This is a genomic window from Ruegeria sp. H7, assembly GCF_056532945.1.
In genome coordinates, this window is the sequence record NZ_JBQFNZ010000003.1 from 327,728 (window position 1) to 350,968 (window position 23,241).

Consider the following 23,241-nt stretch of genomic DNA (forward strand, 5'->3'; position numbering starts at 1 on the left):
ACGCGCCTCGTGGCATTACGACAATTAATCCTTCTTTCGGCTGAGGCTTGGAAAAACTTATGGCTAAGAAAAAGATCGGATTGCCCCCGCTGGACTGGCTGCGCGTGTTCGAGGCCGCCGGGCGGCTGGGCGGCTTCTCGGCAGCGGCGAAAGAGTTCGGCCTGACTCAGGCGGCAGTCAGCCAGCGGATCGGCAATCTTGAAGCGTGGCTGGGCCGGACCCTGTTCGTGCGCGAGGCGAGGGGTGTGTCGCTGACGGTGGAAGGCGAAAGCTATCTGCCGTTGGTGCAGGACAGTTTGCAGGCGCTGGAACGCAATACCGAGGATCTGTTCGGCAAATCTCCGCGTGAATTGCGGGTGGCCGGGCTGGCCTCGAACATCCATGCGCTGGTCCTGCCTGCGCTGCCTCGGTTTCAGGATATGCAACCCAAGGTGCGGGTGATGACCGATTCCGTGGCGCGTCGATCCTCGTTGGATGAGGAACGGACATGGCTGCAAATCCGCTATGGTCGCGGGGCGTGGCCGGGGCGGGATGCGGAGTTGATCGCGCCTGAGGTGCTGGTGCCGATGGCCGCGCCCGGTATCGGCTGGGGCGTACCGCTGATTGATCTGCGCGGCGAACGGCCCGGTTGGCGCGACTGGGCGCGGAAGACGGATCCGGCGGAATTGCCCCCGTCACAGATCAGTTTCGATTCGATGGAACATGCCCTTTCCGCAGCCCGTCAGGGGATGGGCGTGGTGCTGGGCTCGGTGCCTCTTGCGCAAGCGGATTTGCAGGCGGGACGGCTGCGCAGGCTGGATTTGCCCGAGTTGCAGACCAAAGATGGCTATTGTCTGACATGGCCCGAGGACCGGGCCAAATCGAAAAAACAACGCGCCCTGATTGGTGATTTTCTTCAGGCGCTACGGGGTTGAGCGCCTAGGGTCCTGACTCTAGAAATCTATGGCGATGCCCTTTTTCTCCCAATCGCCATAGCGGGCCGGGTCGGGGCCATCGCGCCCGCCCAATTCCTTGGGCAACTCTTTTGCCTCGGCCTGTTTGCGGCGTTCCTCGGCCTCGGCCAGTGCGCGCTGGGCGGCGGGGGGCAGGTCTTTGCGGTCGTCACTCATGACATCGGGTTCCTTTCCGTGCAGGGGCTTGATATACGCCCCCGTCCGCCCTTGGCAATGCGGGCGAGGGTCACATCAAAGGCGGTTTCATGTCCGACAACGCAACGGCAGCGCGACGCAGCGCGATCTATCTGCTGGATCAGATTCTGGGAGAGGGGCGGCTGCTGTCCGAATGTCTGGCCGCAGGTGCGCTGGACCGGCTGGACCCCGAGGATCGCGCGCGGGCGCAGCGCCTGACGCTGGAAACCCTGCGCGGGTTGGAGCGTGCGGACCGGCTGCTGGACAATCACCTAAACCGGACGCCTGCCCTGACCGTTCACAACGCATTGCGTTTGGGCGCGGTTGAGCTGTGTCACGGTGAGGCCGCGCATGGCGTGGTCAATTCCATGGTCGAGATTGTGGGCCGGTCGCGCAAGCATGGGCGCCTCAAGGGTCTGGTCAACGCGGTGCTGCGCAAAGTCGCCGCCGAAGGCCCGGAGGCCTGGCCGAAGATGCGGGTGCCGCGTTTGCCGGAATGGCTGCGCGACCCGCTGGTTATGGCCTGGGGGGCCGAGGCCGTTGCGGGCATGGAACAGGCCCATTTTGCCGGTGCGCCGCTGGACTTGTCGCTGAAACCCGGTGCGAGCGGACCCGGTGACGCTCTGCCAACGGGGTCGATGCGAGTGCGGGATGCGGGGCAGGTGTCGGCCCTGCCGGGGTTCGACACGGGCGATTGGTGGGTTCAGGATGCAGCAGCAGCCCTTCCGGTGCTCGTTTTGGCACCCAATGCCGGTGAGAAAATTCTGGACCTCTGCGCCGCACCGGGCGGCAAGACGCAGCAACTGGCCGCTGCAGGGGCCGAGGTCACGGCACTGGATATCTCGGAAGGACGGCTGGAACGCGTCCGCGAAAACCTTGCGCGGACCGGCCTGAAGGCAAATGTCATCGCAGGCGACGCGCTGGATCATCAGGGGCAATATGACGCCATCCTGCTGGACGCGCCCTGCTCCGCCACCGGCACCATCCGCCGCCACCCCGACCTGCCCTTTGCCAAGGACGGTTCCGAGTTCGGAGGGCTGATCGAATTGCAGGCCCGGATGCTGGCTCATGCCTGGACCCTGCTGAAACCCGGCGGGCGGCTGGTCTATTGCACCTGTTCGCTGCTGCCCGACGAAGGCGAGGTGCAGGTCGAAGAGGCGCGGGATATGTTCCCGGACATGTCCGTAAACCGCGACGCGCTGAACATCGACGGGGTCGAGCCGGACTGGATCACCGAAGAAGGTGGCCTGCGTCTGCGCCCCGATTACTGGCCTGATCTTGGTGGTATGGACGGGTTCTATATCGCCTGCCTCACCAAATCCGCCTGAGCACACGCTTTTCGATGACTTGACGATCGGCACGGTCTATCGTTGGGTCTCAAGCGCCAGCAGAGCGCAAGGGGCAGAGAAACACGCGTCATGTCAGAAACGGACACCATGACCAGCCGGTGGATGCGGTTTCAGAACCGTTTTTACGCGCGCCTGAGCCAGCGGCAAAAGGCGGTCACGGGGTTTGTATCGCAGCCCGAACCACGCACTGTCGGGTCCTTCGCCCGAGGCCGCCAACTGGTCGCCGGGAACCTGCTGTTCGCCGGTTATCTGGTCGAGGCACAGGATACCGGCTTGTGGGAGGTCGCAGCCCCCAGCGTGGGATTTGACGATGAGCGCCACGGTTTTGCATGGCTGGACGATCTGGCTGCTGTCGGTGACATGCGGGCGCGGGAAAAGGCGCAGCGCTGGGTCTGGGGCTGGATCGAGGCGCATGGGCGTGGCCATGGTCCGGGATGGGTGCCGGACCTGACCGGGCGGCGGGTCATGCGCTGGATCAACCACGCGATCTTTCTGTTACGCGGCGTTGATGACAAGCACAGCAAGCTGTTCTTCCGATCCCTTGCGCAACAAACCTGGTTCCTGTCGAAACGCTGGCAGGCCGCCACGCCGGGCCTGCCACGGTTCGAGGCGCTGGCCGGTCTGGTGCAATCCGGACTGGCGCTGGAAGGGCTTGAGGCAATGGCCGATCCGGCCCTGCGTGCTTTGGCCCGCGAATGTGAACGTCAGGTGGACGCCCAGGGCGGCATTCCCACCCGCAACCCGGAGGAATTGCTTGAGGTGTTCACTCTGCTCAGCTGGACCTCGGCCGCGCTGAACGATGTGGGGCGGGGCACGCCGGTGGCGCAGGCCAATGCCATCAAGCGGATCGCCCCCACGCTGCGCAGCTTGCGCCACGCGGACGGGGCGCTGGCCCGGTTCCACGGCGGCGGGCGTGGGGTCGAAGGTCGGCTGGAACAGGCGCTGGCGCAAAGCGGGGTCAAGCATAAGGCCGCGACCGAATTGCCGATGGGCTATGCAAGGCTGTCCGCCGCGCGGACGACTGTGATTGTCGATGCAAGCTCTCCGCCGACAGGGGCCGCGTCACTGAACGCCCATGCCTCGACACTGGCGTTTGAGGTGACCTCGGGCCGTCGCCCTTTGATCGTGAATTGCGGGTCCGGGGCCAGTTTCGGGCTGGACTGGCGGCGGGCGGGTCGGGCGACCCCGTCCCATTCGACGCTGTGTCTGGACGGTTATTCCAGCGCAAGATTGGCCAAGCCGACACCAGATAGCGAGCATCAGGCGCTGGTGGACGCCCCACGCGAGGTTCCGGTTGAGTTCGAAGACGCATTCGAAGGTATTCGCTTTATGGCCGGGCATGACGGCTATGCCAAAACCTTCGGTCTGACCCATGCCCGCACATACGAGCTGCGTTTTGACGGGCGAGAACTGACTGGCGAAGATATTCTGCTGACCGCAACCGACAAAGCCAAGCGGCAGTTTGACAGGGCGCTGGACGCATCCGGCCTTTCGGGTATCGGGTTTGACATCCGTTTTCACCTGCACCCGGACGTCGATGCGGCCATTGATCTGGGCGGTGCGGCGGTGTCGATGGCGCTCAAAAGCGGTGAGATCTGGGTGTTCCGCCACGATGGCGTTGGAAAATTGTCTGTCGAGCCAAGCGTTTACCTTGAAAAAGGCCGCCTGAAGCCACGCGCGACAAAACAGATCGTTCTATCTGGCCGCGCAATGGAGTATGCGACGCGCATCCAGTGGACGTTGAGCAAGGCGCAGGATACTGCCTATGCCGTGCGTGACATTCACCGGGACGAGCCCGAGTTTGACTGACGCCAAAAGGACCTTTGGACCCATGACCGACCTTCACCCCGTGCGCCGCGCGCTGCTTTCCGTATCCGACAAGACCGGTCTGATTGATCTGGGAAAGGCACTGGCCGAGCGCGGGGTTGAACTGCTATCGACCGGCGGCACCGCCAAGGCGCTGCGCGATGCGGGGTTGGACGTGAAGGACGTGAGCGAGATCACCGGTTTCCCCGAGATGATGGATGGCCGCGTGAAAACCCTGCACCCGATGGTGCATGGGGGCCTGCTGGCGCTGCGGGACAATGACGGCCATGTGGCGGCGATGAACGAGCACGATATCGGCGCGATCGACTTGCTGGTGGTGAACCTCTACCCGTTCGAGGCCACCGTGGCCAAAGGTGCCGATTACGACACCTGCATCGAGAATATCGATATCGGTGGCCCGGCGATGATCCGCGCGGCCTCGAAAAACCACGCTTTCGTCAATGTGGTGGTGGATGTGCAGGACTATGATGCCCTGCTGGCCGAGTTGGAGGTGAATGACGGTCAGACCTCTTACGCCTTCCGGCAAAATCTGGCGCAGACGGCCTATGCCCGCACCGCCGCCTATGACGCGGCCGTGTCGAACTGGATGGCCGATGCGCTGGCTGCCGAGGCTCCGCGCCGCCGCGCCTTTGCCGGTGAGTTGAAACAGACCCTGCGCTATGGCGAGAATAGTCACCAGCAGGCGGCGTTCTACACTGACGGCACGAACCGCCCCGGCGTGGCGACCGCCGTGCAGCATCAGGGCAAAGAACTGAGCTACAACAATATCAACGACACCGACGCGGCCTTTGAGCTGGTGGCCGAGTTCGACCCTACCCAAGGCGCAGCCTGTGCCATCATCAAACACGCCAACCCCTGCGGCGTTGCCAAAGGCGCGACCCTGCTGGACGCTTATAAATCGGCCTTCGATTGCGACCGCACCTCGGCCTTTGGCGGTATCGTGGCGCTGAACCAGCCGCTGGATGCCGAAACCGCGCAGGAAATCACCGGCATCTTCACCGAGGTTGTGATCGCCCCCGGTGCCTCGGACGAGGCCAAGGCGATCTTTGCCGCCAAGAAAAACCTGCGCCTGCTGACGACCGAGGCGCTGCCGGATGTGACCACCGGCGGCAAGACCGTGCGTCAGGTGGCCGGTGGTTTGCTGGTGCAGGACAAGGATAACGGCTTTATCGGCATGGATGACCTGAAGGTGGTGACCAAGAAAGCTCCGACCGAGGACCAGATGCGCGACCTGCTGTTTGCGTGGAAAGTGGCGAAACACGTCAAGTCCAACGCCATCGTCTACGTCAAGGACGGCGCGACCGTGGGTGTTGGCGCAGGCCAGATGAGCCGCGTCGACTCGGCGCTGATTGCGGCCAAAAAGGCCGAGCGCATGGCCGACGCGCTGGGCCTGCCACAGCCACTGACCATCGGCTCCGCCGTGGCCTCGGATGCGTTCTTCCCCTTTCCCGACGGTCTGATGGAAGCCGCCGAGGCAGGTGCAACCTGCGTCATCCAACCCGGCGGCTCGATGCGGGATGATGAGGTAATCGCGGCGGCGGATGAGGCCGGTCTGGCCATGGTCTTCACCGGCATGCGGCATTTCCGTCACTGATGTCGTATCGGCTGTTCTACTGGGCCGCGTTTTTGGCCATCGTGATCGACCAGATCAGCAAGTTTCTGGTCGTTCGTGTCATGCGCGTGGCGGAACAGCCCGGCGGTATCGATGTGCTGCCGCCCTTGGTGGTGTTCAAATACGGCGAAAACCGCGGCATCAATTTCGGCCTGTTTCAGGGCGATTCCGATGCCGCGCGCTGGGTTTTGATCGGCATTTCGATTGCCATTTGTGTTGCCGTTTTTGTCTGGCTGCGGCGTACCACACCGTCGAAACTGATGCTGATCTGCGGCGGTCTGTTGATCGGCGGGGCCTTGGGGAATGTGGTGGATCGGGTGCTGTATGGCTTTGTTCTCGATTTCCTGAACATGTCGTGTTGCGGCATCAACAACCCCTATGTCTTTAATCTGGCGGATGTTTTCGTCTTTGCGGGCGCGATCGGGCTGGTTTTGTTCGATGGAAAAAAGCCCTCGTGACGCGCCCAAGGATATGCGATAAAACGGCCCAAACAGGCTGGAGACTCTGATGCGGTTGTCGCGCGCCCCAATTGCTTTGATCTTTGCCGTCGCTGTTGCGGCGTGCTCGAACTCTGGTTTGCGCACGCTGGAACCGCCGGGGCAGGGGCCCGATGAATTCTCGGTCCTGCCGGTCAAACCGCTGACACAGCCACAGGATTATGCGTTCCTGCCTGCGCCCACTCCGGGTGGGGGCAACCTGACCGATCCGAACCCGCAGGCTGATGTGGTTGCGGCGCTGGGCGGAAACGCTGGCGCGCTGAACCCGAACGGGGCGGTTCCTTCGTCTGATGCCGCGCTGGTGGCTGCATCGGGCCGTTACGGTGTGCCGCCAGATACGCGTCAGGTGGTTCAGGCCGAAGATGATGCGTTCCGTAAACGCCGCGGCCGTTGGACCGGCCTGCGCCTGTTCCCTGTGGATCGTTACGCACAGGTCTATGAGCGGCAGTCGATCAACCCGCAGGCTGAAACCGAAGCCGCCCGCCGCGCAGGGTTTGAGACACCGTCGTCACCGCCGGATGAATAATTCTTAACTTTCTGTCATCTCCCTTGAACCTGCCGCGCACCACCGTAGTTTTAGTCGGATAACGAAACGGAGGATGCTCCATGGTTCGGGCCCTTGCCCTGTCGGCTGCCCTGATCGCCGCGACGCCCCTTTTTGCTGACGAGGAAGAGGCGGTTACAACCTTCACGCTGGACAACGGCATGGACGTCGTGGTGATCGAAGATCACCGCGCCCCGGTCGTGCAACATATGGTCTGGTATCGCGCGGGGTCTGCCGATGAACCCGTCGGCTCGTCCGGTGTTGCGCATTTTCTGGAACATCTGCTGTTTAAGGGCACGGACACGCTGGCCCCGGGTGAGTTTTCGGCCACCGTGGCGGCCAATGGCGGCAATGACAACGCCTTCACCTCGTATGACTATACCGCCTATTTCCAGCGCGTCGCCGCCGACCGGCTTGAACTGATGATGCGGATGGAGGCGGACCGGATGCGCAATATCCGCCTGTCGGAAAATGACATCCTGACCGAGCGCGACGTGATTTTGGAAGAACGCAACCAGCGCACCGAGAACAATCCGCGCGCCCTGTTCGGCGAGCAGATGAACGCGGCCCAGTACCTGAACCACCGCTACGGCGTACCGATCATCGGCTGGAAACACGAGATGGAGACGCTGGATATGGAGGACGCGCTGTCCTTCTACGAAACCCATTATGCGCCCAACAACGCCATTCTGGTCGTGACCGGGGATGTGGATTCGGATGAGGTACGGGCGCTGGCCGAAAAGTACTATGGCGTGATCCCGGCCAATCCGGACCTGCCCGAACGGGTACGGTCGCAAGAACCACCGCACACCGCCGAACGCCGCCTGACCTTCAAGGACCCGCGCGTGGCGCAGCCTTATGTGCAGCGCAGCTATCTGGCCCCTGAACGCGATCCGGGCGCGCAGGAAACGGCAGCGGCCCTGTTCCTGCTGGCGGAACTCTTGGGGGGCAGCACAACCTCTTACCTGAATGAAAAGCTGCAACTGGATCAGCAGATCGCCGTCTATGCCGGGTCGTTCTACCGCGGGGTTTCGCTGGATGACACGACCTTTGATCTGCTGGTGGTTCCAGCCGAAGGCGTGTCCTTGCAAGAGGCCGAGGATGCCATGGATCAGGCCGTGGCCGATTTCATCGCCGAGGGCGTGAACGAAGAGGATCTGGACCGGATCAAGATGCAGCTGCGCGCGTCCCAGATCTATGCGCGCGACAATGTGGACGGCATCGGCAACCGCTATGGTCGGGCCCTGACCAGTGGTCTGACGGTCGAGGACGTGCAGGCCTGGCCCGATATTCTGCAAGCGGTGACGGGCGATGAGATCATCGCCGCCGCGCGCGACGTGTTGCAACGCGAGGCATCGGTCACCGGCTGGCTGATGCGCGAAGATGAGGTGACGCAATGAAACGGTTTTTTGCCCCCCTGATCGCGCTTTTATTCGCTGTACCGGCCTGGGCCGAGATCGAGATCAAAGAGGTCACCTCGCCCGGGGGCATCACCGCCTGGCTGGTCGAGGATCATTCGATCCCCTTTACAGCGCTGGAACTGCGCTTTCGCGGCGGGACATCGCTGGACGACCCCGACAAGCGCGGGGCCGTGTACCTGATGAGTGGGCTGATTGAAGAAGGTGCGGGAGACATGGATTCGCGCTCCTATGCGCGTGAATTGGAGGCTCTGGCCGCATCGTTCAGCTACAACGCCTCGGATGACAGCGTTTCGATCTCGGCCCGGTTTCTGACCGAAAACCGGGATGAGGTGACGGATCTGTTGCGGACCACCATCCACGAGCCCCGGTTTGATCAGGACGCGGTGGATCGGGTCAAAGCGCAGATTGTGTCGGGGCTGCGGTCGGACGCGACCGACCCCAATGACATTGCGGGCCGCAATTTCTCTGCCATGGCCTATGGCGATCATCCCTATGGGTCCGAAGGGAAGGGCACCATCGAAAGCGTCTCGGCCCTGACCCGTGATGATGTGGTCGAGGCCTATGGCAATGTCTTCGCCAAGGACCGTCTGTATGTCGGCGCGGTCGGAGACATCACAGCCGAGGAATTGGGTGCGCTGCTGGACAATCTGCTGGCCGATCTGCCGGACACCGGAAAGCCGATCCCCGGCAAGGCCGATGTGACGATCGAGGGCGGGATCAGCGTGGTCGAGTTCGACACGCCGCAATCCGTGGCCCTGTTTGGCCATGAAGGCATGGATCGCGACGACCCGGATTTCTTCCCCGCCTTTATTCTGAACCACATTCTGGGCGGCGGCGGCTTCGAAAGCCGCCTGATGCAGGAGGTGCGTGAAAAGCGGGGTCTGACCTATGGGGTGGCAACCTATCTGGTGCCCAAGGATCTGGCCTCGGTCTATCTTGGATCGGTGTCTTCGGCCAATGACCGTATTGCCGAAGCGGTCGAGGTGATCCGCGCTGAATGGGCCCGCGCCGCGGACGAGGGCGTGACCCAGAAGGAACTGGACGACGCCAAGACCTATCTGACCGGCGCCTATCCGCTGCGCTTTGATGGCAATGGCCAAATCGCCGGGATCATGGTCGGGATGCAGATGCAGGGCCTACCCATCGACTACATCGCCACCCGCAACGACAAGGTAAACGCCGTGACGCTTGAGGATGTGAACCGCGTCGCCAGCGAACTGCTGGACCCCGAGGGCCTGCATTTCACCGTGGTGGGAAAACCAGTGGGTTTGGATACCACAAATTGAGTCAGGGATGACCCGGACCCGGTTTCCTACCGGAAGTGTTGCTGTTTAAGGGGCAGCGGCTCTGCGGTCCGCCAAACCTGCTGGATCTTGGTGTCAGAGCAGGGCCCAGTCTGGACATCGTCCATCAGTTCTGCGCACCGTGACGTATGTCGCTGACGCAAGACTTTGCGCAAATATTGGAAACTGCCCTGCCGACCGATCCCAGCTTTTGGCGGATCGACCAATCAGTAATAGATAACTGCATCAGTGAAACCCGACGAAACGCATTGGAGGGGTCCAAAGAGGATTTTCTGTTTTCCGCGATGCGCCTTTTGGCGCTTCCCGACAACGGGCACACGCGGTTGATTCCAAACGATGCCATCTCGGTGCTTCCGCTGAGGTTTGTAAGCGTCGGGACGGGCTACCATTTGGTTGGTGCAACACCAGAAACACCCGCGCCACGAGGAGAGTTGATTGCCGTCAACGGCGCATCATTGGGGCAAATCGAAGCCGCCTCAAGACGTTTTCTGGCGGGAACGCGCCAAAGGAAACGGGTCATCGGATCGATCCTTCTTGCGTGGCCTTATGCTCTGGCTCGCTTGGGTTTTGCCTCAGAGGACGATACGACCGAGTATCGCGTGCAGGACGAGAATGGGCAGATAACCGATGTCAAACTAGAGAACGGGTCCAGGGTTCCTGCATCAACGCTCTACCCGAGAAACGAGCATGGCAGGGCTGATCCGGCATGGGAACCCGAAACCTTTGTGAACATAAAGGACTGGCACGAACTTGGGCTTTCAATTCTGTTGCCAAGTTTCTTTGATCCGGGCGAACGTGATCTGCCTGAAGCCATTTCAGATGCAGCGGACCGCGTAGGTGCCTGCTCAAACAAAACACTCTTAATTGACGTTCGCGGAAACACTGGCGGCAATTTTCTTCTGACGATGCCGTTGATCGACGCAATCTCGCAAAGCGCAAGCAAGCAGGTCGTTGTGCTTGTCGACAAATTCACGTTCTCTGCCGCGATCGTGTTTGTTGCCATCCTCAAACATCGTTTGGGAAACAGGCTCAAACTCATTGGGGAAGAAATGGGCGATGGGTTGGTATTCTTTGCCGAGGGCGGGATGCTGGAGTTGCCGACCAGCGAGGCGGTCGTGCGATACTCTTCAGCCTTTCACGACTGGCAGAACGGAACGTATGACGACACCACACCGCCCGAGATCGCGCGGCAAATCGTACCCGCAGGAGCACTGAAATTGGATAGGGAATGGGTGGTAAGACCTACTGATGTGGATGCACAAGGCGCGTTCCATCAACAAGTTCTCAAAAGCGTAAGCAATTAGGCGAACCGCAGAAAGCCCCCCGCAGATTTCTGCGAGGCTGCTCCGTTTTGTAAGAGCGTTGCGCCTCGGGTTACTTTGGACGTTGCTGCGCGTCTTGTAAGGGGTTCAGCCCTTTTTCATGCTACGCAGCATGTCGCCCATCATCTGCCCGAACTTGCCCGAGCCGCGCTGATACAGTGCGCCATCAACGGCCAGAACCGTGCCGCTGATATAGCTGGCCATGTCCGAGCTGAGGAACAGGCACGCGTTGGCCACATCCTGCGGCTGACCCCAGCGGCCCAGCGGCACATCTTTGCGGATCTCTTCATGTGCGCCGTCCGATGGCGTCAGGCGTTTGGCGCCTTCGGTGCCTTCGATAAAGCCCGGTACGACCGAGTTCACACGGATGCCCTCGATCCCCCATTCCATCGACAAGGTGCGGGTGATCTGATCGACCCCTGCCTTGGCGGCGCAAACATGCGACTGGCCCTCATACGGCAGATAGGATTGCGGGGCCGAGATATTGATGATGCTCGCGCCGGGGCGCTTGAGGTAGGGATAGGCCCCTTTCATCACATGGATCGTGCCCATCAGGTCGATATCGATCACGGTTTTGAACGCATTGACCGACATTTCAGAGGCCAGCGCCGGGAAGTTGCCCGCCGCGCCTGAGATCAGAACGTCGAAATCCCTGAACGCCTCGTGGAACTGTTTCAACCCCTCGGCCACCGCATCCGGGTCGCGCACGTCAAAGGCCGCGCCGATGGCACCCGCCGCACCGACCTCTTTCAATGCGGCAACAGTATCGTCCACCTTCTCCTGAGACCGGCTGGCGACGGCCAGCTTGGCCCCCGAGGCGGCAAACGCCTCGGCAATGCCTCGGTTGATGCCGCTGGTGCCGCCGATGACGATGACGGTTTGTCCTGAAAAATCCAAATGGGCCTCCCGTGATGCGGGAGCCCTACTCGCCGTAGGGCACCCAGATGTTCTTCACCTCGGTCGCAGCTTGCAGGAAGCGGCGGGAATGGTCTACGCCCCAATCGACTGCCGTCGCGTTATTGACCCATGTGCGTTTCAGGTTCCCGGCTGATGCCGCCTCGATCTGCGCCGACAGATCGGTGGATGAGAAGGACCAAACCGCATCCACGTTCAGATGTGCGGCCAGCGGTTTCGCCAGTTCCGCATGGCTGCCGGTCAGGATGTTGACCACGCCAGCGGGCACGTCCGAGGTTTCGAGGATCTGATAGAAATCCGTCGCCGCCAGCGGATAGGGCTCGGACGCCGCCAGAACCACCCGGTTGCCCATCGCAATCGCAGGGGCCATGGCCGAGACCAGACCCAGTAGCGGTGCCTCATCCGCGCACAGCGCACCGATGACGCCAACGGGTTCTTTCATCGCAATGGCAACGCCCCGGATCGGCACACCATGCACCTGACCGTCATATTTGTCGGCCCAGGCGGCAGCGGTGAACAGGCGCTGGATCGAGGCTTCGACCTCTTTCGCGCCGTCCTTTTTGCTGGTCATGGCGTCGATCCGCGCGGCGAACTCACCGGCGCGGGCCGAGAGGTTCTCGCCGATGTAATACAGGATCTGCGCCCGCAGATGGCCGGTGGTCTTGGACCAGCCTTTGGCCCCCGCCGCAGCCTCAACCGCGTTGCGGACATCCTTGCGATTGGCCAGACCCACATGGCCCAGCAGGCCGGATTTGCCCCAGACAGGTTTCGAATAGCCGCCATCGGGCCGCGCCTGCTTGCCACCCACATACATCTTGGCGGTGCGGTCGATGGGATCGACCGGAGTGCCTTCGCCGGTCGCCGCCTCGACCTTGGCCAAAGGTTTGGCCTTGCCCTTGGGTTTGGTGTAGGCCGTCAGACCTTCCCAGCCGCCTTCACGACCAAAGCCGCTTTCGCGCACCCCGCCGAACCCGGCCGCAGCATCGAACAGGTTGGTCGCGTTCACCCAGACCACACCCGCAACCAGCTTGGGCGCGATATCCAGCGCGAGGTTCACATTCTCGGTCCAGACCGTCGCCGCCAGCCCATAGCGGGTGTTGTTGGCCAGTTCCACCGCCTCTTCCGGCGTGCGGAAGGTCGAGGACACCAGCACCGGGCCAAAAATCTCCTCCTGCATCAGCGGATCGGAGGTCTCCAGCCCCGAAATCAGCGTCGGCGGGTAGTAGCAGCCATTTGCGGGCAGGTCACAGGCGGCCTGATGGACATGGCCCACCGTGTTGCTTTCGACCATGCCCTTGATGGTCTGCAACTGCACCGGGTCCACAACCGCGCCGACGTCGATGCACTTGTCCAGCGGATCGCCGATGCGCAACCCGTCCATGCGGGAGCGTAGCTTCTCGTGGAAACGGTCGGCGATGCCTTCCTGCACCAGCAGGCGGGAGCCGGCACAACAGACCTGACCCTGATTGAACCAGATCGCGTCCACCAGACCTTCGATGGCGGAATCGATGTCGGCGTCATCGAACACGACGTAAGCCGACTTGCCGCCCAGCTCCAACGTCAGTTCCTTGCCGGAACCTGCCGTCGCCTCGCGAATGCGCCTCCCCACCGAGGTCGATCCGGTAAAGGCGATCTTGTCCACGTCTGCGGCCACGATCATCTCACCCACAGCCCCATCGCCGGTGACGATATTCACCACACCATTGGGCAGCCCAGCCTGCGAGCAAATGTCAGCAAACAGTAAAGCGGTCAGCGAGGTATATTCGGCCGGTTTCAGAACCACCGTATTCCCCATCGCCAGCGCGGGCGCGATCTTCCATGCCAGCATCAGCAGCGGGAAGTTCCACGGGATGATCTGACCGCACACGCCCAAAGCCTGTGCATCGGGCAATTCGCTTTCCATCAACTGCGCCATGCCTGCGTGGTAATAGAAATGCCGCTGCGCCAGCGGGATGTCGATGTCGCGCGATTCACGGATCGGTTTGCCGTTATCCATGCTCTCCAGAACCGCAAACAGGCGCGAATGTTTCTGCAGCAGCCGCGCAATGGCATAGAGGTATCGTGCACGACCAGCGCCGCCCAGACCCGCCCATTTCGGCTGCGCCTTGCGGGCGGCGGCAACGGCAGCGTCCACATCACCCTGTTTGGCTTGCGTCAGCTTGGCCAGCACCTCTCCGGTCGCCGGGTTGCGGCTGTCAAACCCTTTGCCGGGCTTGGTGAAGGCCCCATCGATATAGTGACCGAACTTGTCGCCCTGATCGACCAGCCAGGCCAGCGCCTCGGCAGCACTTTCTGGGGCAGGGCCGTAGTCCATGGTCTCGAAAATCTCTTTGACTGTCATTGCTTCATCTTTTCCCAAATACTCGCTGTCCAGACCTGTCCACGGGCTCAGCCCATGGAATGTCTGTACCCAGCCGAGTAAGCCCCGGTCACATAGTGTTCCAACTGCCGCTCAATATCGCCCAGCAGCGACGATGCACCAAAGCGGAACAGGTCGGGTTCCAGCCAGCGGTCGCCCAGCTCATCCTTGATCAGCGACAGGTAGACCAGCGCGTCCTTGGCCTTGGAAATCCCACCCGCAGGCTTGTAGCCAACGCGATATCCGGTGCGGTCATAGTAATCCCGGATCGCCCGGATCATCACCAGCGACACGGGCAGGGTGGCGTTGACGCTTTCTTTGCCGGTCGAGGTCTTGATGAAATCCGCCCCCGCCATCATGCAGACCAGCGAGGCGCGGGCGACGTTGCGCAGCGACCCAAGTTCGCCGGTCGCCAGAATGGCTTTGACATGGGCATCGCCACAGGCCACGCGGAACGCCTTCATCTCATCATACAATGCCTGCCAGTCCCCCGACAGGACCTGACGGCGTGAAATGACGATGTCGATCTCTTCGGCCCCGGCTTTGACGCTTTCCTCGATCTCGGCCACGCGCAGGTGGAAGGGCGACAATCCGGCGGGAAAGCCGGTAGAAACCGCCGCGACGGGAATACCGGTGCCTTCCAGCGCCTGAACCGCCGTGTCGATCATGTCGTGATAGACACAAACGGCCCCGGTGGTGATCGGTGGCATGTCCAGCGCCTGCAGTGTGGCCGACGCAACCGGCTGCCGCGCCTTGGCGCACAGGCGGCGCACGCGGCCGACCGTATCATCGCCCGACAAGGTGGTCAGGTCGATCATCGTGATCGCCCTCAGCAGCCACGCCGCCTGATACTCTTTCTTCACCGACCGCCGACCCGGCAGGGTCGCCGCGCGCCGTTCAATGGCCGAGGTATTGGCCTGCACCGCGCGGACCCAGTCCAGATCAAGCTCCATACCGGGGTTTCTGGGTTCGGTCACTTGCGGCAGATGCGCGGTGCGCACGGGGCTTTCTGAGCTCTGCGTATCCATCATCACGTCCTTTGGGAGGTTTGCGCCAAAATCGCACGGGACGCCCGCAAATGGAAGGTATCAGGTGCGCTTGGGTGCAAATTTTTTGACCATTTGGAAAAATAATTGCAGGTTTTGTTGCGAATAATTCGCAATTGCGTTGACTTAGTTGCGAATGGTTCTCATATTCAATCTCAACACGGAACCTAATCTGGGGTCTGAACATGATTCGTCGCAGTTTTCTTGCTGCCATGGCTTTTGCCGCATCGATGCCGTTCGCCGCGTGGGCGGAGGCACCGCTGAAAGTTGTCGCTACCACCGGGATGATCGCGGATGCCGTGCGACAGGTCGGCGGCGATCAGGTCGAGGTGAAAGGCCTGATGGGTCCCGGCGTCGACCCGCATGCCTATCGCCAGACCCGCAGTGACATCGTTGCGATGACCCGAGCCGATCTTGTGCTGTGGCATGGTCTCTACCTCGAAGCGCAAATGGAAGATTTTTTCGGCGATCTCGGACGCAAACAGACCGTGATCGCGGTGGCCGAAGGCATCGACAAGACCAAGCTGCGCGCCCATGACGATTACGCCGACAAATACGACCCGCATGTCTGGATGAGCCCGACCCTTTGGGGCGATGTGGTGACCGTGGTTCAGGCAGCACTGACCGAGGCGCGCCCCGAAGCGGCAGAGGTTTTTGCCGCTAATGCAACCGCGCATTTAGCCGAACTGGATGCTTTGACAGCCTATGCTGATCAGGTTTTGACTGCCGTGCCTGAAAACAACCGCGTGCTGGTCACAGCCCATGATGCCTTTGGCTATTTCGGCGCGGCCTATGGTTACGAGGTGATGGGCGTTCAGGGCATCTCGACCCAGTCCGAGGCTGGTTTGAACCGGATCGGAGAACTGGTCGATACGTTGGTGGACCGCAAGTTGACCGCTGTTTTTGTGGAAAGTTCGGTCTCTGACCGCTCGATGCGCGCGCTGATCGAAGGGGCTGCGGCCAAGGGTCATGAGGTGACTGTGGGTGGCGAATTGTACTCGGATGCAATGGGCGAGCCGGGCACGTATGAGGGCACCTATATCGGCATGCTGGATCACAACATCACGGTGATTGGTGGGGCGTTGGGGGCCGATGTACCGGAACGCGGTTTGAACGGCAGATTGTCGGCGGGGTTCTGAGCGATGCTTGAACTGGCCACAGATAAGGGTGTCTCGGTCGTTGAGCACAGCATAGGCGACAGCCCCTTGGCCATTCGGGGTCTGACTGTGTCCTACGGGCAGAAACCGGCTGTCTTTTCGGTGGACATGACCGTTCAGCCGGGGGCCATGACAGCCATTATCGGCCCGAACGGGGCCGGGAAATCGACCTTGCTGAAAGCGGCGCTTGGGATCGTGTCCCCTTTGTCGGGCCGGGTAACGGTGTTTGGCGAACCGCTTGAGGCGCAGCGTGCCCGGATCGCTTATGTGCCGCAGCGGGCCAGTGTTGATTGGGACTTTCCGACCCGCGTGATTGATGTGGTCCTGATGGGTCTGTCCCGGCAGCTGGGCCTGCTGGGCCGCGTCCGCGCGCGCCATAAGGCGGCGGCGATGGATTGCCTGAACCGCGTGGGCATGCGCGATTTTGCGGATCGTCAGATCGGGCAGCTTTCGGGGGGGCAGCAACAGCGCGTGTTTCTGGCCCGCGCGCTGGCTCAGGACGCTGACCTGTATCTGTTGGACGAACCCTTTGCCGGGGTTGATGCGGCCACCGAAAAGGCCATCATCGCGGTGCTGAAATCGCTGAAAGAGGCGGGCAAAACCGTCGTGGTCGTGCATCACGATCTGGCCACCGTCACCGACTATTTCGATCATGTCTTCCTGATCAACACCCGCAAGGTTGCCGAAGGCCCGGTGGCCGAGGCGTTTACCGCCGAAACCCTGCAATCCGCCTATGGGGGCCGTCTGGCCACCGCGCAAATCGACCAGATTTCGCGTGCGCTGGGGTAACACATGCTCTGGGATGCTCTGAGTCTGCAGCTTGGCTATAACGCCACGCTGGTTGCTATCGGTGCGAGTTTGCTGGGCGTCTCGGCAGGAGTGACCGGGACTTTCCTGTTTCTGCGCAAACGTGCACTTGTCAGCGATGCGATCAGCCATGCGACCCTGCCGGGCGTCTGTCTGGCCTTCATGGTGATGGTGGCGTTGGGCGGGGATGGGCGCAATCTTCTGGGTCTGCTGGCCGGATCTGCGGTCTCGGCCTGGATTGGCCTGCTGTGTATGAATCGGCTGACCCGCCACACGCGTCTGGCCGAAGATGCTGCGATTGGCGCGGTCCTGTCGGTGTTCTTTGGCTTTGGCATCGTCCTGCTGACAGTCATTCAAACCATGGGCGTTGGCCGTCAGGCGGGGCTTGAGGGGTTCCTGCTGGGCTCGACCGCCGGGATGTTATGGGCGGATGCCTTGATCATCGCCATCGGCGGTGCGGCTACGCTGGTGCTGGTCCTGATCCTGCGCCGCCCCATGACATTGGTTGCCTTCGATCCCGAATACGCAGCGGCCCGAGGGCTGCCGGTGCATCGCATCGATCTTGCCATGATGGGCCTTGTTATGGCCGTGACTGTGGTTGGTCTGAAGATCGTCGGCCTGATCCTGATTGTCGCCTTGCTGATCATCCCTCCGGTCACTGCCCGGTTCTGGTCGGAACGGTCAGACCACGTGGTGACTTTGGCCGGTCTGGCAGGTGGATTGGCGGGCTATATTGGGGCCGCCCTGTCTGCAACCGCGCCAAACCTGCCGACCGGGCCGATCATCGTTCTGGTCAGTTTCGGCTTCTTCGTTCTGTCACTGTTCTTTGCGCCGGTGCGCGGTGTGTTGGCGGCTGTGCTGCGTCACCTGCGTTTCCAGCGCCGCGTTCACATCCGTCAGGGGTTGCTGGCCTTGGCGCAGGGTCAAAAGATCTACGAACCGCTGACCCTGCGCCTGCTGCGCCGCGCCGATCTGGTCCGCGCCGACGGGGTGGCGACCGAGGCCGGAAAGGCCCGCGCCGCCAAGGCCCTGCGTGACGAAAAACGGTGGGAGATCGTGCGCGCGGACCAAGCGCATGAGGCGACGGCGGCGCTCTATGACGGGTTGCGCGACATTGAAACCGTGCTGACCCGCGACCAGATCGCTGACATCGACCGCCGGATCGGCAACCCGCAGGAGGTTCCGGCATGAGCGGTGAGGAATTTGTCCCCCTGTCCCTGACGCCGCTGCTGATCGGTACCTTTGCGGCCATTGCCTGCGCGCTGCCCGGCAACTTTCTGGTGCTGCGCAAACAGGCCCTGATCGGGGATGCAATCAGCCATGTGGTCCTGCCCGGCATTGTCGTGGCCTTTCTGGTGACCGGAGCGATTTCGACCTGGCCCATGATGCTGGGCGCGGCGGGCGCGGCGATTGTGGCCGTGATCCTGATCGAGGCGATCCGGCGGCTGGGTCAGATCGAACCGGGGGCCGCCATGGGCGTGGTCTTTACCACCATGTTTGCAGCGGGCGTGCTGTTGTTGGAGCAGACCGACACTTCGACCGTGCATCTGGATGTGGAACATGCGCTTTACGGCAATCTGGAAAGCCTGATCTGGCTGGATGCAACCGGCTGGTCCTCGCTTTGGGATTGGCAGGCGCTGGCGGGCCTGCCGCCCGAACTGCCCCGGATCGCCATTGCTCTGCTGGGCGTTCTGCTGTTCACCTTCCTGTTCTGGCGTCCGCTGAAAATCTCGACCTTTGACGAAGGGTTCGCACGCACCATGGGCATCCGCACCAATGCGTTGGGTTTGGCCCTGGTGATCGTGGCGGCGATTGCAGCGGTCGCCGCGTTTGATGCGGTCGGGTCGATCATCGTGATCGCCATGTTCATCTGCCCGCCCGCAGCGGCCCGGATGATGACCAACCGGCTGGAAACCCAAATCGCGTGGAGCGTTGGTTTTGCGGTAATTTCAGCCGTGTCGGGTTATGTGTTGGCGGGCTACGGCCCGCTCTGGCTGGGTGCGGCGGATGCTGTCAGCGCCGCAGGCATGATCGCCACGATGTCCGGGTTGATCCTGGCCCTGACCGCAATCTTTGGTCCATGTCGGACGCGGGTCGGGGCGCACACGACTGCGTGAATTGGCGTTTTCCTGCCAGTGCTGTCCGCAGGTCATCGGCTGAACTCTGCCAAGACGGCCAAAGCGACAGTCTTAATAAGCCTTTTAGGCAAGCGCGTGTTAGATCGTGTTCATTGAAGGCTGAATACCTACCACTCACTTCGGCATGTCCGGGCAGTTGCGGTGCGAGGCCAGCGAATGCGCCCGCCGTCGATTGCCCGGACTTCCCCCTCTCTGAACGCTAATCCAAGCTGAATCACCGTTCAAACCGGTGGCAGAATCGCGTGCGGCTATGCTAGGTGTGGTGGTATGGCGCAATCAAACCCCAATATCAGCGACATTCGCCCTGTCATCCGGCAACTCGACGAAGCTGCGATCAATCGAATCGCGGCAGGCGAGGTGGTGGAGCGTCCGGCCTCGGCCGTGAAAGAGCTAGTCGAGAACGCAATCGATGCCGGGGCCACACGGGTTGCCATTGATATTGCCGATGGCGGCAAGACCCTGATCCGGGTCACCGATGATGGCTGCGGCATCGCGCCGGATGATCTGCCGCTGGCTTTGTCGCGGCATGCGACCTCGAAGATCGATGGGTCGGATTTGCTGAATATCCACACATTCGGGTTCCGGGGTGAGGCGCTGCCATCACTGGGCGCCGTGGGTCGGTTGACGATCACCAGCCGGGTGCCTGGGGCCGAGGCTGCGCAAATCCATGTTGCGGGCGGCAAGGCTGAGGCGGTCAAACCCGCCGCTCTGCGCGCAGGAACCGTTGTCGAACTGCGCGATCTGTTCTTCGCCACGCCCGCCCGGTTGAAGTTCATGCGCACCGACCGGGCCGAGGCGCAGGCGATCACCGATACCGTCAAACGTCTGGCCATGGCCGAACCGGCTGTGACCTTCACCCTGCGCGATGTCTCGGGCGGGGGCGAGGGGCGGGTGACCTTCCGCGCCGACCGCGAGAATGGCGATCTGTTCGACGCGCTGCACGCCCGTCTGGCCCGCGTTATTGGCCGCGAGTTCGCCGAAAACGCCCTGCGGATCGACGCCACGCGCGAGGGTATCCGTCTGTACGGTTATGCCGCGCTGCCCACCTATTCGCGCGGTGCGGCGGTGGCGCAGTATCTGTTCGTCAATGGCCGCCCCGTCCGTGACAAGATGCTGACCGGCGCTCTGCGTGCGGCCTATTTCGATTTCCTTAGCCGTGACCGTCACCCGGCGGCGGCGCTGTTCATCGACTGTGATCCGAAACTTGTGGATGTGAACGTGCACCCTGCCAAATCCGAGGTCCGGTTCCGCGACCCCGGTGTGGCGCGGGGGCTGATCGTGTCCGCCCTGCGGCACGCCCTGGCCGAGGCCGGTCATCGCGCGTCCTCGACCGTGGCCAACGCGACCTTGGGGGCGATGCGTCCGGAACCGGCGCAACCTGCGCCCGCGCGGGTTTATCAGATGGACCGGTCTTCTCCTGCAGCACGGCAGGCCGCGTACCGCGCGCAGTCTCCGGGTTTTGCTGAACTGGCCAATGATTACAGCGGCAGCATTGTCGAACCGAGTCCGGCCGCGCCGGTCGCCGAAGAGCCACCGGCGCAGGACCTGCCTTTGGGCGCGGCACGAGGACAAGTACATGAGAACTACATAATCGCCCAGACCGCCGATGGCATGGTGATCGTCGACCAGCACGCAGCGCATGAGCGGCTGGTCTATGAGAAGCTGAAAACCCAGATGGCCGAAAACGGCGTCGCGGCGCAGGTGCTGCTGATCCCGGATATCGTGGAACTGTCCGAGGGCGATTGCGCCCGCCTGATGGCTGTGGCTGATGACCTGTCGAGGCTTGGCCTGACATTGGAACCCTTCGGCGGCGGGGCCATTGCCGTGCGCGAAACTCCGGCCATTTTGGGTGAGGTCGATGCCCGCGCGATGATACTGGATATCCTTGATGAACTGTCCGATCAGGGCGAAAGCCAGATGGTGCAGGCGCGGATCGAGGCGATCCTCAGCCGGGTGGCCTGTCATGTCTCGATCCGCTCGGGTCGCCGGATGCGCGCCGAGGAAATGAACGCCCTGCTGCGCGAGATGGAGGCGACGCCCCATTCCGGCCAGTGCAACCACGGGCGACCGACCTATGTGGAACTGAAACTCAGCGATATCGAACGGCTGTTCGGGCGCAGTTGATCCGGTGCTGCGAACGCGTTAAGAAGATCGAAACAAAACGAGAACATATTGAGCGACATGATCGAGATTGCAGGCACCCAATACGCGCTGAATGACCCCGTGGTCCTGACTGTTGGGGGCGTGGTGGCGCTGATTCTGCTTCTGTTGTTCCTGTCGTTGCGGGCGGCCAACCGCTCGGCCCGGATGACGGAACCGCTGGCGCGGCAGATGGCGCATCTGGGCCAGCATGTGCAGCAGTTGGGGCAGGGGCAGGAACAGTTGCGCGGCGGGTTGCAGCATGTCTCGGACACGCAGGCCAACGCGCAGGTGCAGGTGATCCAGACAGTCGAATCGCGCCTGTCCTCGGTGCAGCAGCAGATGAATGACCGGCTGGCCGATAACGCGATGAAATCAGCGCGCGCGCTGGCCGAGATGCAGGAGCGGATGAAGGAATCGCTGCACGGCTCATCGAAACAGACCGCAACATCCCTGACACAGTTGCAGGAACGTCTGGCCGCCATCGACAAGGCGCAGGACAATATCACCAAACTGTCGGGCGATGTGCTGTCGCTGCAAGATATTCTGTCGAACAAACAGACGCGCGGGGCGTTTGGTGAGATTCAGTTGAACGACATCGTCTCCAAGGCGCTACCCTCGGACAGTTTTCAGTTGCAGGCGACGCTGTCGAACGGACGGCGCGCCGATTGTCTGATCAACCTGCCGAACCCGCCGGGGCCGATTGTGATCGACAGTAAATTCCCGCTCGAGGCATATGAGGCGCTGATCGCGTCCACCAACGACGCCGAGTTGAAAGCGGCGGTGCAGATGTTCCGCAGCACGGTGCGCAAGCATATCAACGATATCTCCGAGAAATACATTCTGGACGGCGAAACCGCCGACGGCGCGCTGATGTTCCTGCCGTCCGAGGCGGTCTATGCCGAGTTGCACGCCAAATTCCCGGAACTGGTGCAGGAGAGTTTTTCGAAACGAGTCTGGATCGTCTCGCCCACCACCTGCATGGCGACACTGAACACCATGCGCGCGATCCTCAAAGACGCAAGGATGCGGGAACAGGCAGGGGCAATCCGCAAGGAACTGGGCCTGCTGCACAAGGATGTGGAACGTCTGGGCGACCGGGTATCCAATCTGGACCGGCATTTCGGACAGGCGGCCAAGGATATCTCGGAAATTAAGATCAGCGCGGAAAAGGCGGGCCGCAGGGCGCAGCGGCTGGACAATTTCGATTTCGAGGAACTGGCCCCCGACGATCACACAAACGTGGTTCCGTTGGGCAAGACCGAAGGCTAGGGCCTATTGGATCGACAGGTCCAGATTGTACCCAACCGTCTTTCCCGAGTCGCGGTCGTTGCCCATCAGATAGACACGGATTGTATAGTCTCCATCTGCGGGCAGGGTGATCCGGGCGGTGTTGCCCTCAATTGACCCGTTGTAGATCGCCACGCCATCGCTGCCGGGTGGCAGGATGTTGAAATAAATCACTCCATTTCCATTGGTGTCGCTGACTTGAAGTTCGGCGAACATCTCTTGCCCGGCCTGCGCATCCAGCGAATAGTCGAAATACTCATCGCCAGTGACAGTCCCGCTGACCATCGTGCCGAAATTGCCCGGCTCGAACTGCACCTCGGCCTTCATCTGGGCCGAGGCCATGGGGGCAACACAAACAAACGCCAATGTCATCAGGATTCTTGGGAT

20 protein-coding genes are annotated in these 23,241 nt (G+C 61.8%); 15 read left to right on the plus strand and 5 right to left on the minus strand.

Annotation, left to right across the window (positions count from 1 at the left end; genetic code table 11):
• Positions 1-59: 59 nt before the first annotated feature.
• Complete coding sequence (locus ACR0AC_RS10445; protein ID WP_170453639.1) at positions 60-914, plus strand: LysR family transcriptional regulator; 855 nt, start codon at positions 60-62, stop codon at positions 912-914.
• An 18-nt stretch (positions 915-932) separates the two neighbouring features.
• On the opposite strand, the gene ACR0AC_RS10450 is transcribed toward ACR0AC_RS10445, so the two are convergent.
• The gene (locus ACR0AC_RS10450) at positions 933-1,109 is read right to left on the minus strand and encodes a DUF1674 domain-containing protein (RefSeq protein WP_170453640.1); all 177 of its coding nucleotides are present in this window, start codon (positions 1,107-1,109) and stop codon (positions 933-935) included.
• 89 nt (positions 1,110-1,198) lie between these two features.
• Between ACR0AC_RS10450 and ACR0AC_RS10455 the strand changes: the two genes are divergently transcribed.
• The 8 genes from ACR0AC_RS10455 to ACR0AC_RS10490 all read left to right on the plus strand — a co-directional run bounded on the left by ACR0AC_RS10455 (position 1,199) and on the right by ACR0AC_RS10490 (position 10,985).
• A complete protein-coding gene (locus ACR0AC_RS10455) occupies positions 1,199-2,455 on the plus strand; it encodes an RsmB/NOP family class I SAM-dependent RNA methyltransferase (protein ID WP_480780712.1) in 1,257 nt (418 codons plus the stop codon).
• Positions 2,456-2,545: 90 nt separating this feature from the next.
• The gene (locus tag ACR0AC_RS10460) at positions 2,546-4,285 is read left to right on the plus strand and encodes a heparinase II/III family protein (RefSeq protein ID WP_480873184.1); all 1,740 of its coding nucleotides are present in this window, start codon (positions 2,546-2,548) and stop codon (positions 4,283-4,285) included.
• A 22-nt stretch (positions 4,286-4,307) separates the two neighbouring features.
• Positions 4,308-5,897 carry a bifunctional phosphoribosylaminoimidazolecarboxamide formyltransferase/IMP cyclohydrolase gene (gene purH / locus ACR0AC_RS10465; protein WP_480873186.1) on the plus strand — a complete coding sequence of 530 codons (1,590 nt, stop codon included), beginning with the start codon at positions 4,308-4,310 and terminating at the stop codon, positions 5,895-5,897.
• The gene (gene lspA, locus ACR0AC_RS10470; RefSeq protein ID WP_480873188.1) at positions 5,897-6,373 is read left to right on the plus strand and encodes a signal peptidase II; all 477 of its coding nucleotides are present in this window, start codon (positions 5,897-5,899) and stop codon (positions 6,371-6,373) included. Before purH ends, lspA begins: the two co-directional genes overlap by 1 nt.
• Positions 6,374-6,422: 49 nt before the next feature.
• Entirely contained in the window at positions 6,423-6,938 is a 516-nt protein-coding gene (locus ACR0AC_RS10475; protein ID WP_170453645.1) for a DUF3035 domain-containing protein, read from the plus strand.
• A gap of 80 nt (positions 6,939-7,018) precedes the next feature.
• Entirely contained in the window at positions 7,019-8,356 is a 1,338-nt protein-coding gene (locus ACR0AC_RS10480) for a M16 family metallopeptidase (RefSeq protein WP_170623203.1), read from the plus strand.
• Positions 8,353-9,663 carry a M16 family metallopeptidase gene (locus ACR0AC_RS10485; protein WP_170631068.1) on the plus strand — a complete coding sequence of 437 codons (1,311 nt, stop codon included), beginning with the start codon at positions 8,353-8,355 and terminating at the stop codon, positions 9,661-9,663. The genes ACR0AC_RS10480 and ACR0AC_RS10485 overlap by 4 nt, the downstream gene beginning before the upstream one ends.
• A 146-nt stretch (positions 9,664-9,809) precedes the next feature.
• Positions 9,810-10,985 carry a S41 family peptidase gene (locus ACR0AC_RS10490; RefSeq protein WP_480873190.1) on the plus strand — a complete coding sequence of 392 codons (1,176 nt, stop codon included), beginning with the start codon at positions 9,810-9,812 and terminating at the stop codon, positions 10,983-10,985.
• Positions 10,986-11,090: 105 nt separating this feature from the next.
• Here the strand turns inward: ACR0AC_RS10490 and ACR0AC_RS10495 are convergent, their stop codons facing one another.
• From ACR0AC_RS10495 to deoC, 3 genes are read right to left on the minus strand one after another with little or no spacing between them, the layout of a single operon-like run.
• Positions 11,091-11,900, minus strand: a complete 810-nt coding sequence (locus ACR0AC_RS10495; RefSeq protein ID WP_480873192.1) for an SDR family oxidoreductase — start codon at positions 11,898-11,900, stop codon at positions 11,091-11,093.
• A gap of 25 nt (positions 11,901-11,925) precedes the next feature.
• Positions 11,926-14,259: an aldehyde dehydrogenase family protein gene (locus ACR0AC_RS10500; RefSeq protein WP_480873194.1), complete on the minus strand. Its 2,334-nt coding sequence runs from the start codon at positions 14,257-14,259 to the stop codon at positions 11,926-11,928.
• A 47-nt stretch (positions 14,260-14,306) separates the two neighbouring features.
• On the minus strand, positions 14,307-15,305 hold the full coding sequence (deoC, locus tag ACR0AC_RS10505) for a deoxyribose-phosphate aldolase (RefSeq protein WP_480626596.1): 999 nt from the start codon (positions 15,303-15,305) through the stop codon (positions 14,307-14,309).
• A 203-nt stretch (positions 15,306-15,508) separates the two neighbouring features.
• Between deoC and ACR0AC_RS10510 the strand changes: the two genes are divergently transcribed.
• From ACR0AC_RS10510 to ACR0AC_RS10535, 6 genes are all read left to right on the plus strand, one after another.
• Complete coding sequence (locus tag ACR0AC_RS10510) at positions 15,509-16,462, plus strand: metal ABC transporter solute-binding protein, Zn/Mn family (RefSeq protein ID WP_170453652.1); 954 nt, start codon at positions 15,509-15,511, stop codon at positions 16,460-16,462.
• Between the two features lie 3 nt (positions 16,463-16,465).
• Positions 16,466-17,269, plus strand: a complete 804-nt coding sequence (locus ACR0AC_RS10515) for a metal ABC transporter ATP-binding protein (RefSeq protein ID WP_170623189.1) — start codon at positions 16,466-16,468, stop codon at positions 17,267-17,269.
• A gap of 3 nt (positions 17,270-17,272) precedes the next feature.
• Positions 17,273-18,478, plus strand: coding sequence for a metal ABC transporter permease (locus ACR0AC_RS10520; protein WP_480873197.1), 1,206 nt, complete (start codon positions 17,273-17,275; stop codon positions 18,476-18,478).
• Positions 18,475-19,404 carry a metal ABC transporter permease gene (locus ACR0AC_RS10525; RefSeq protein ID WP_170623185.1) on the plus strand — a complete coding sequence of 310 codons (930 nt, stop codon included), beginning with the start codon at positions 18,475-18,477 and terminating at the stop codon, positions 19,402-19,404. The genes ACR0AC_RS10520 and ACR0AC_RS10525 overlap by 4 nt, the downstream gene beginning before the upstream one ends.
• 288 nt (positions 19,405-19,692) lie before the next feature.
• On the plus strand, positions 19,693-21,549 hold the full coding sequence (gene mutL / locus ACR0AC_RS10530; RefSeq protein WP_480873199.1) for a DNA mismatch repair endonuclease MutL: 1,857 nt from the start codon (positions 19,693-19,695) through the stop codon (positions 21,547-21,549).
• Positions 21,550-21,606: 57 nt separating this feature from the next.
• The gene (locus ACR0AC_RS10535) at positions 21,607-22,836 is read left to right on the plus strand and encodes a DNA recombination protein RmuC (RefSeq protein WP_170623609.1); all 1,230 of its coding nucleotides are present in this window, start codon (positions 21,607-21,609) and stop codon (positions 22,834-22,836) included.
• Positions 22,837-22,839: 3 nt separating this feature from the next.
• Here the strand turns inward: ACR0AC_RS10535 and ACR0AC_RS10540 are convergent, their stop codons facing one another.
• Entirely contained in the window at positions 22,840-23,226 is a 387-nt protein-coding gene (locus tag ACR0AC_RS10540) for a hypothetical protein (RefSeq protein WP_170453705.1), read from the minus strand.
• Positions 23,227-23,241 lie beyond the last annotated feature (15 nt).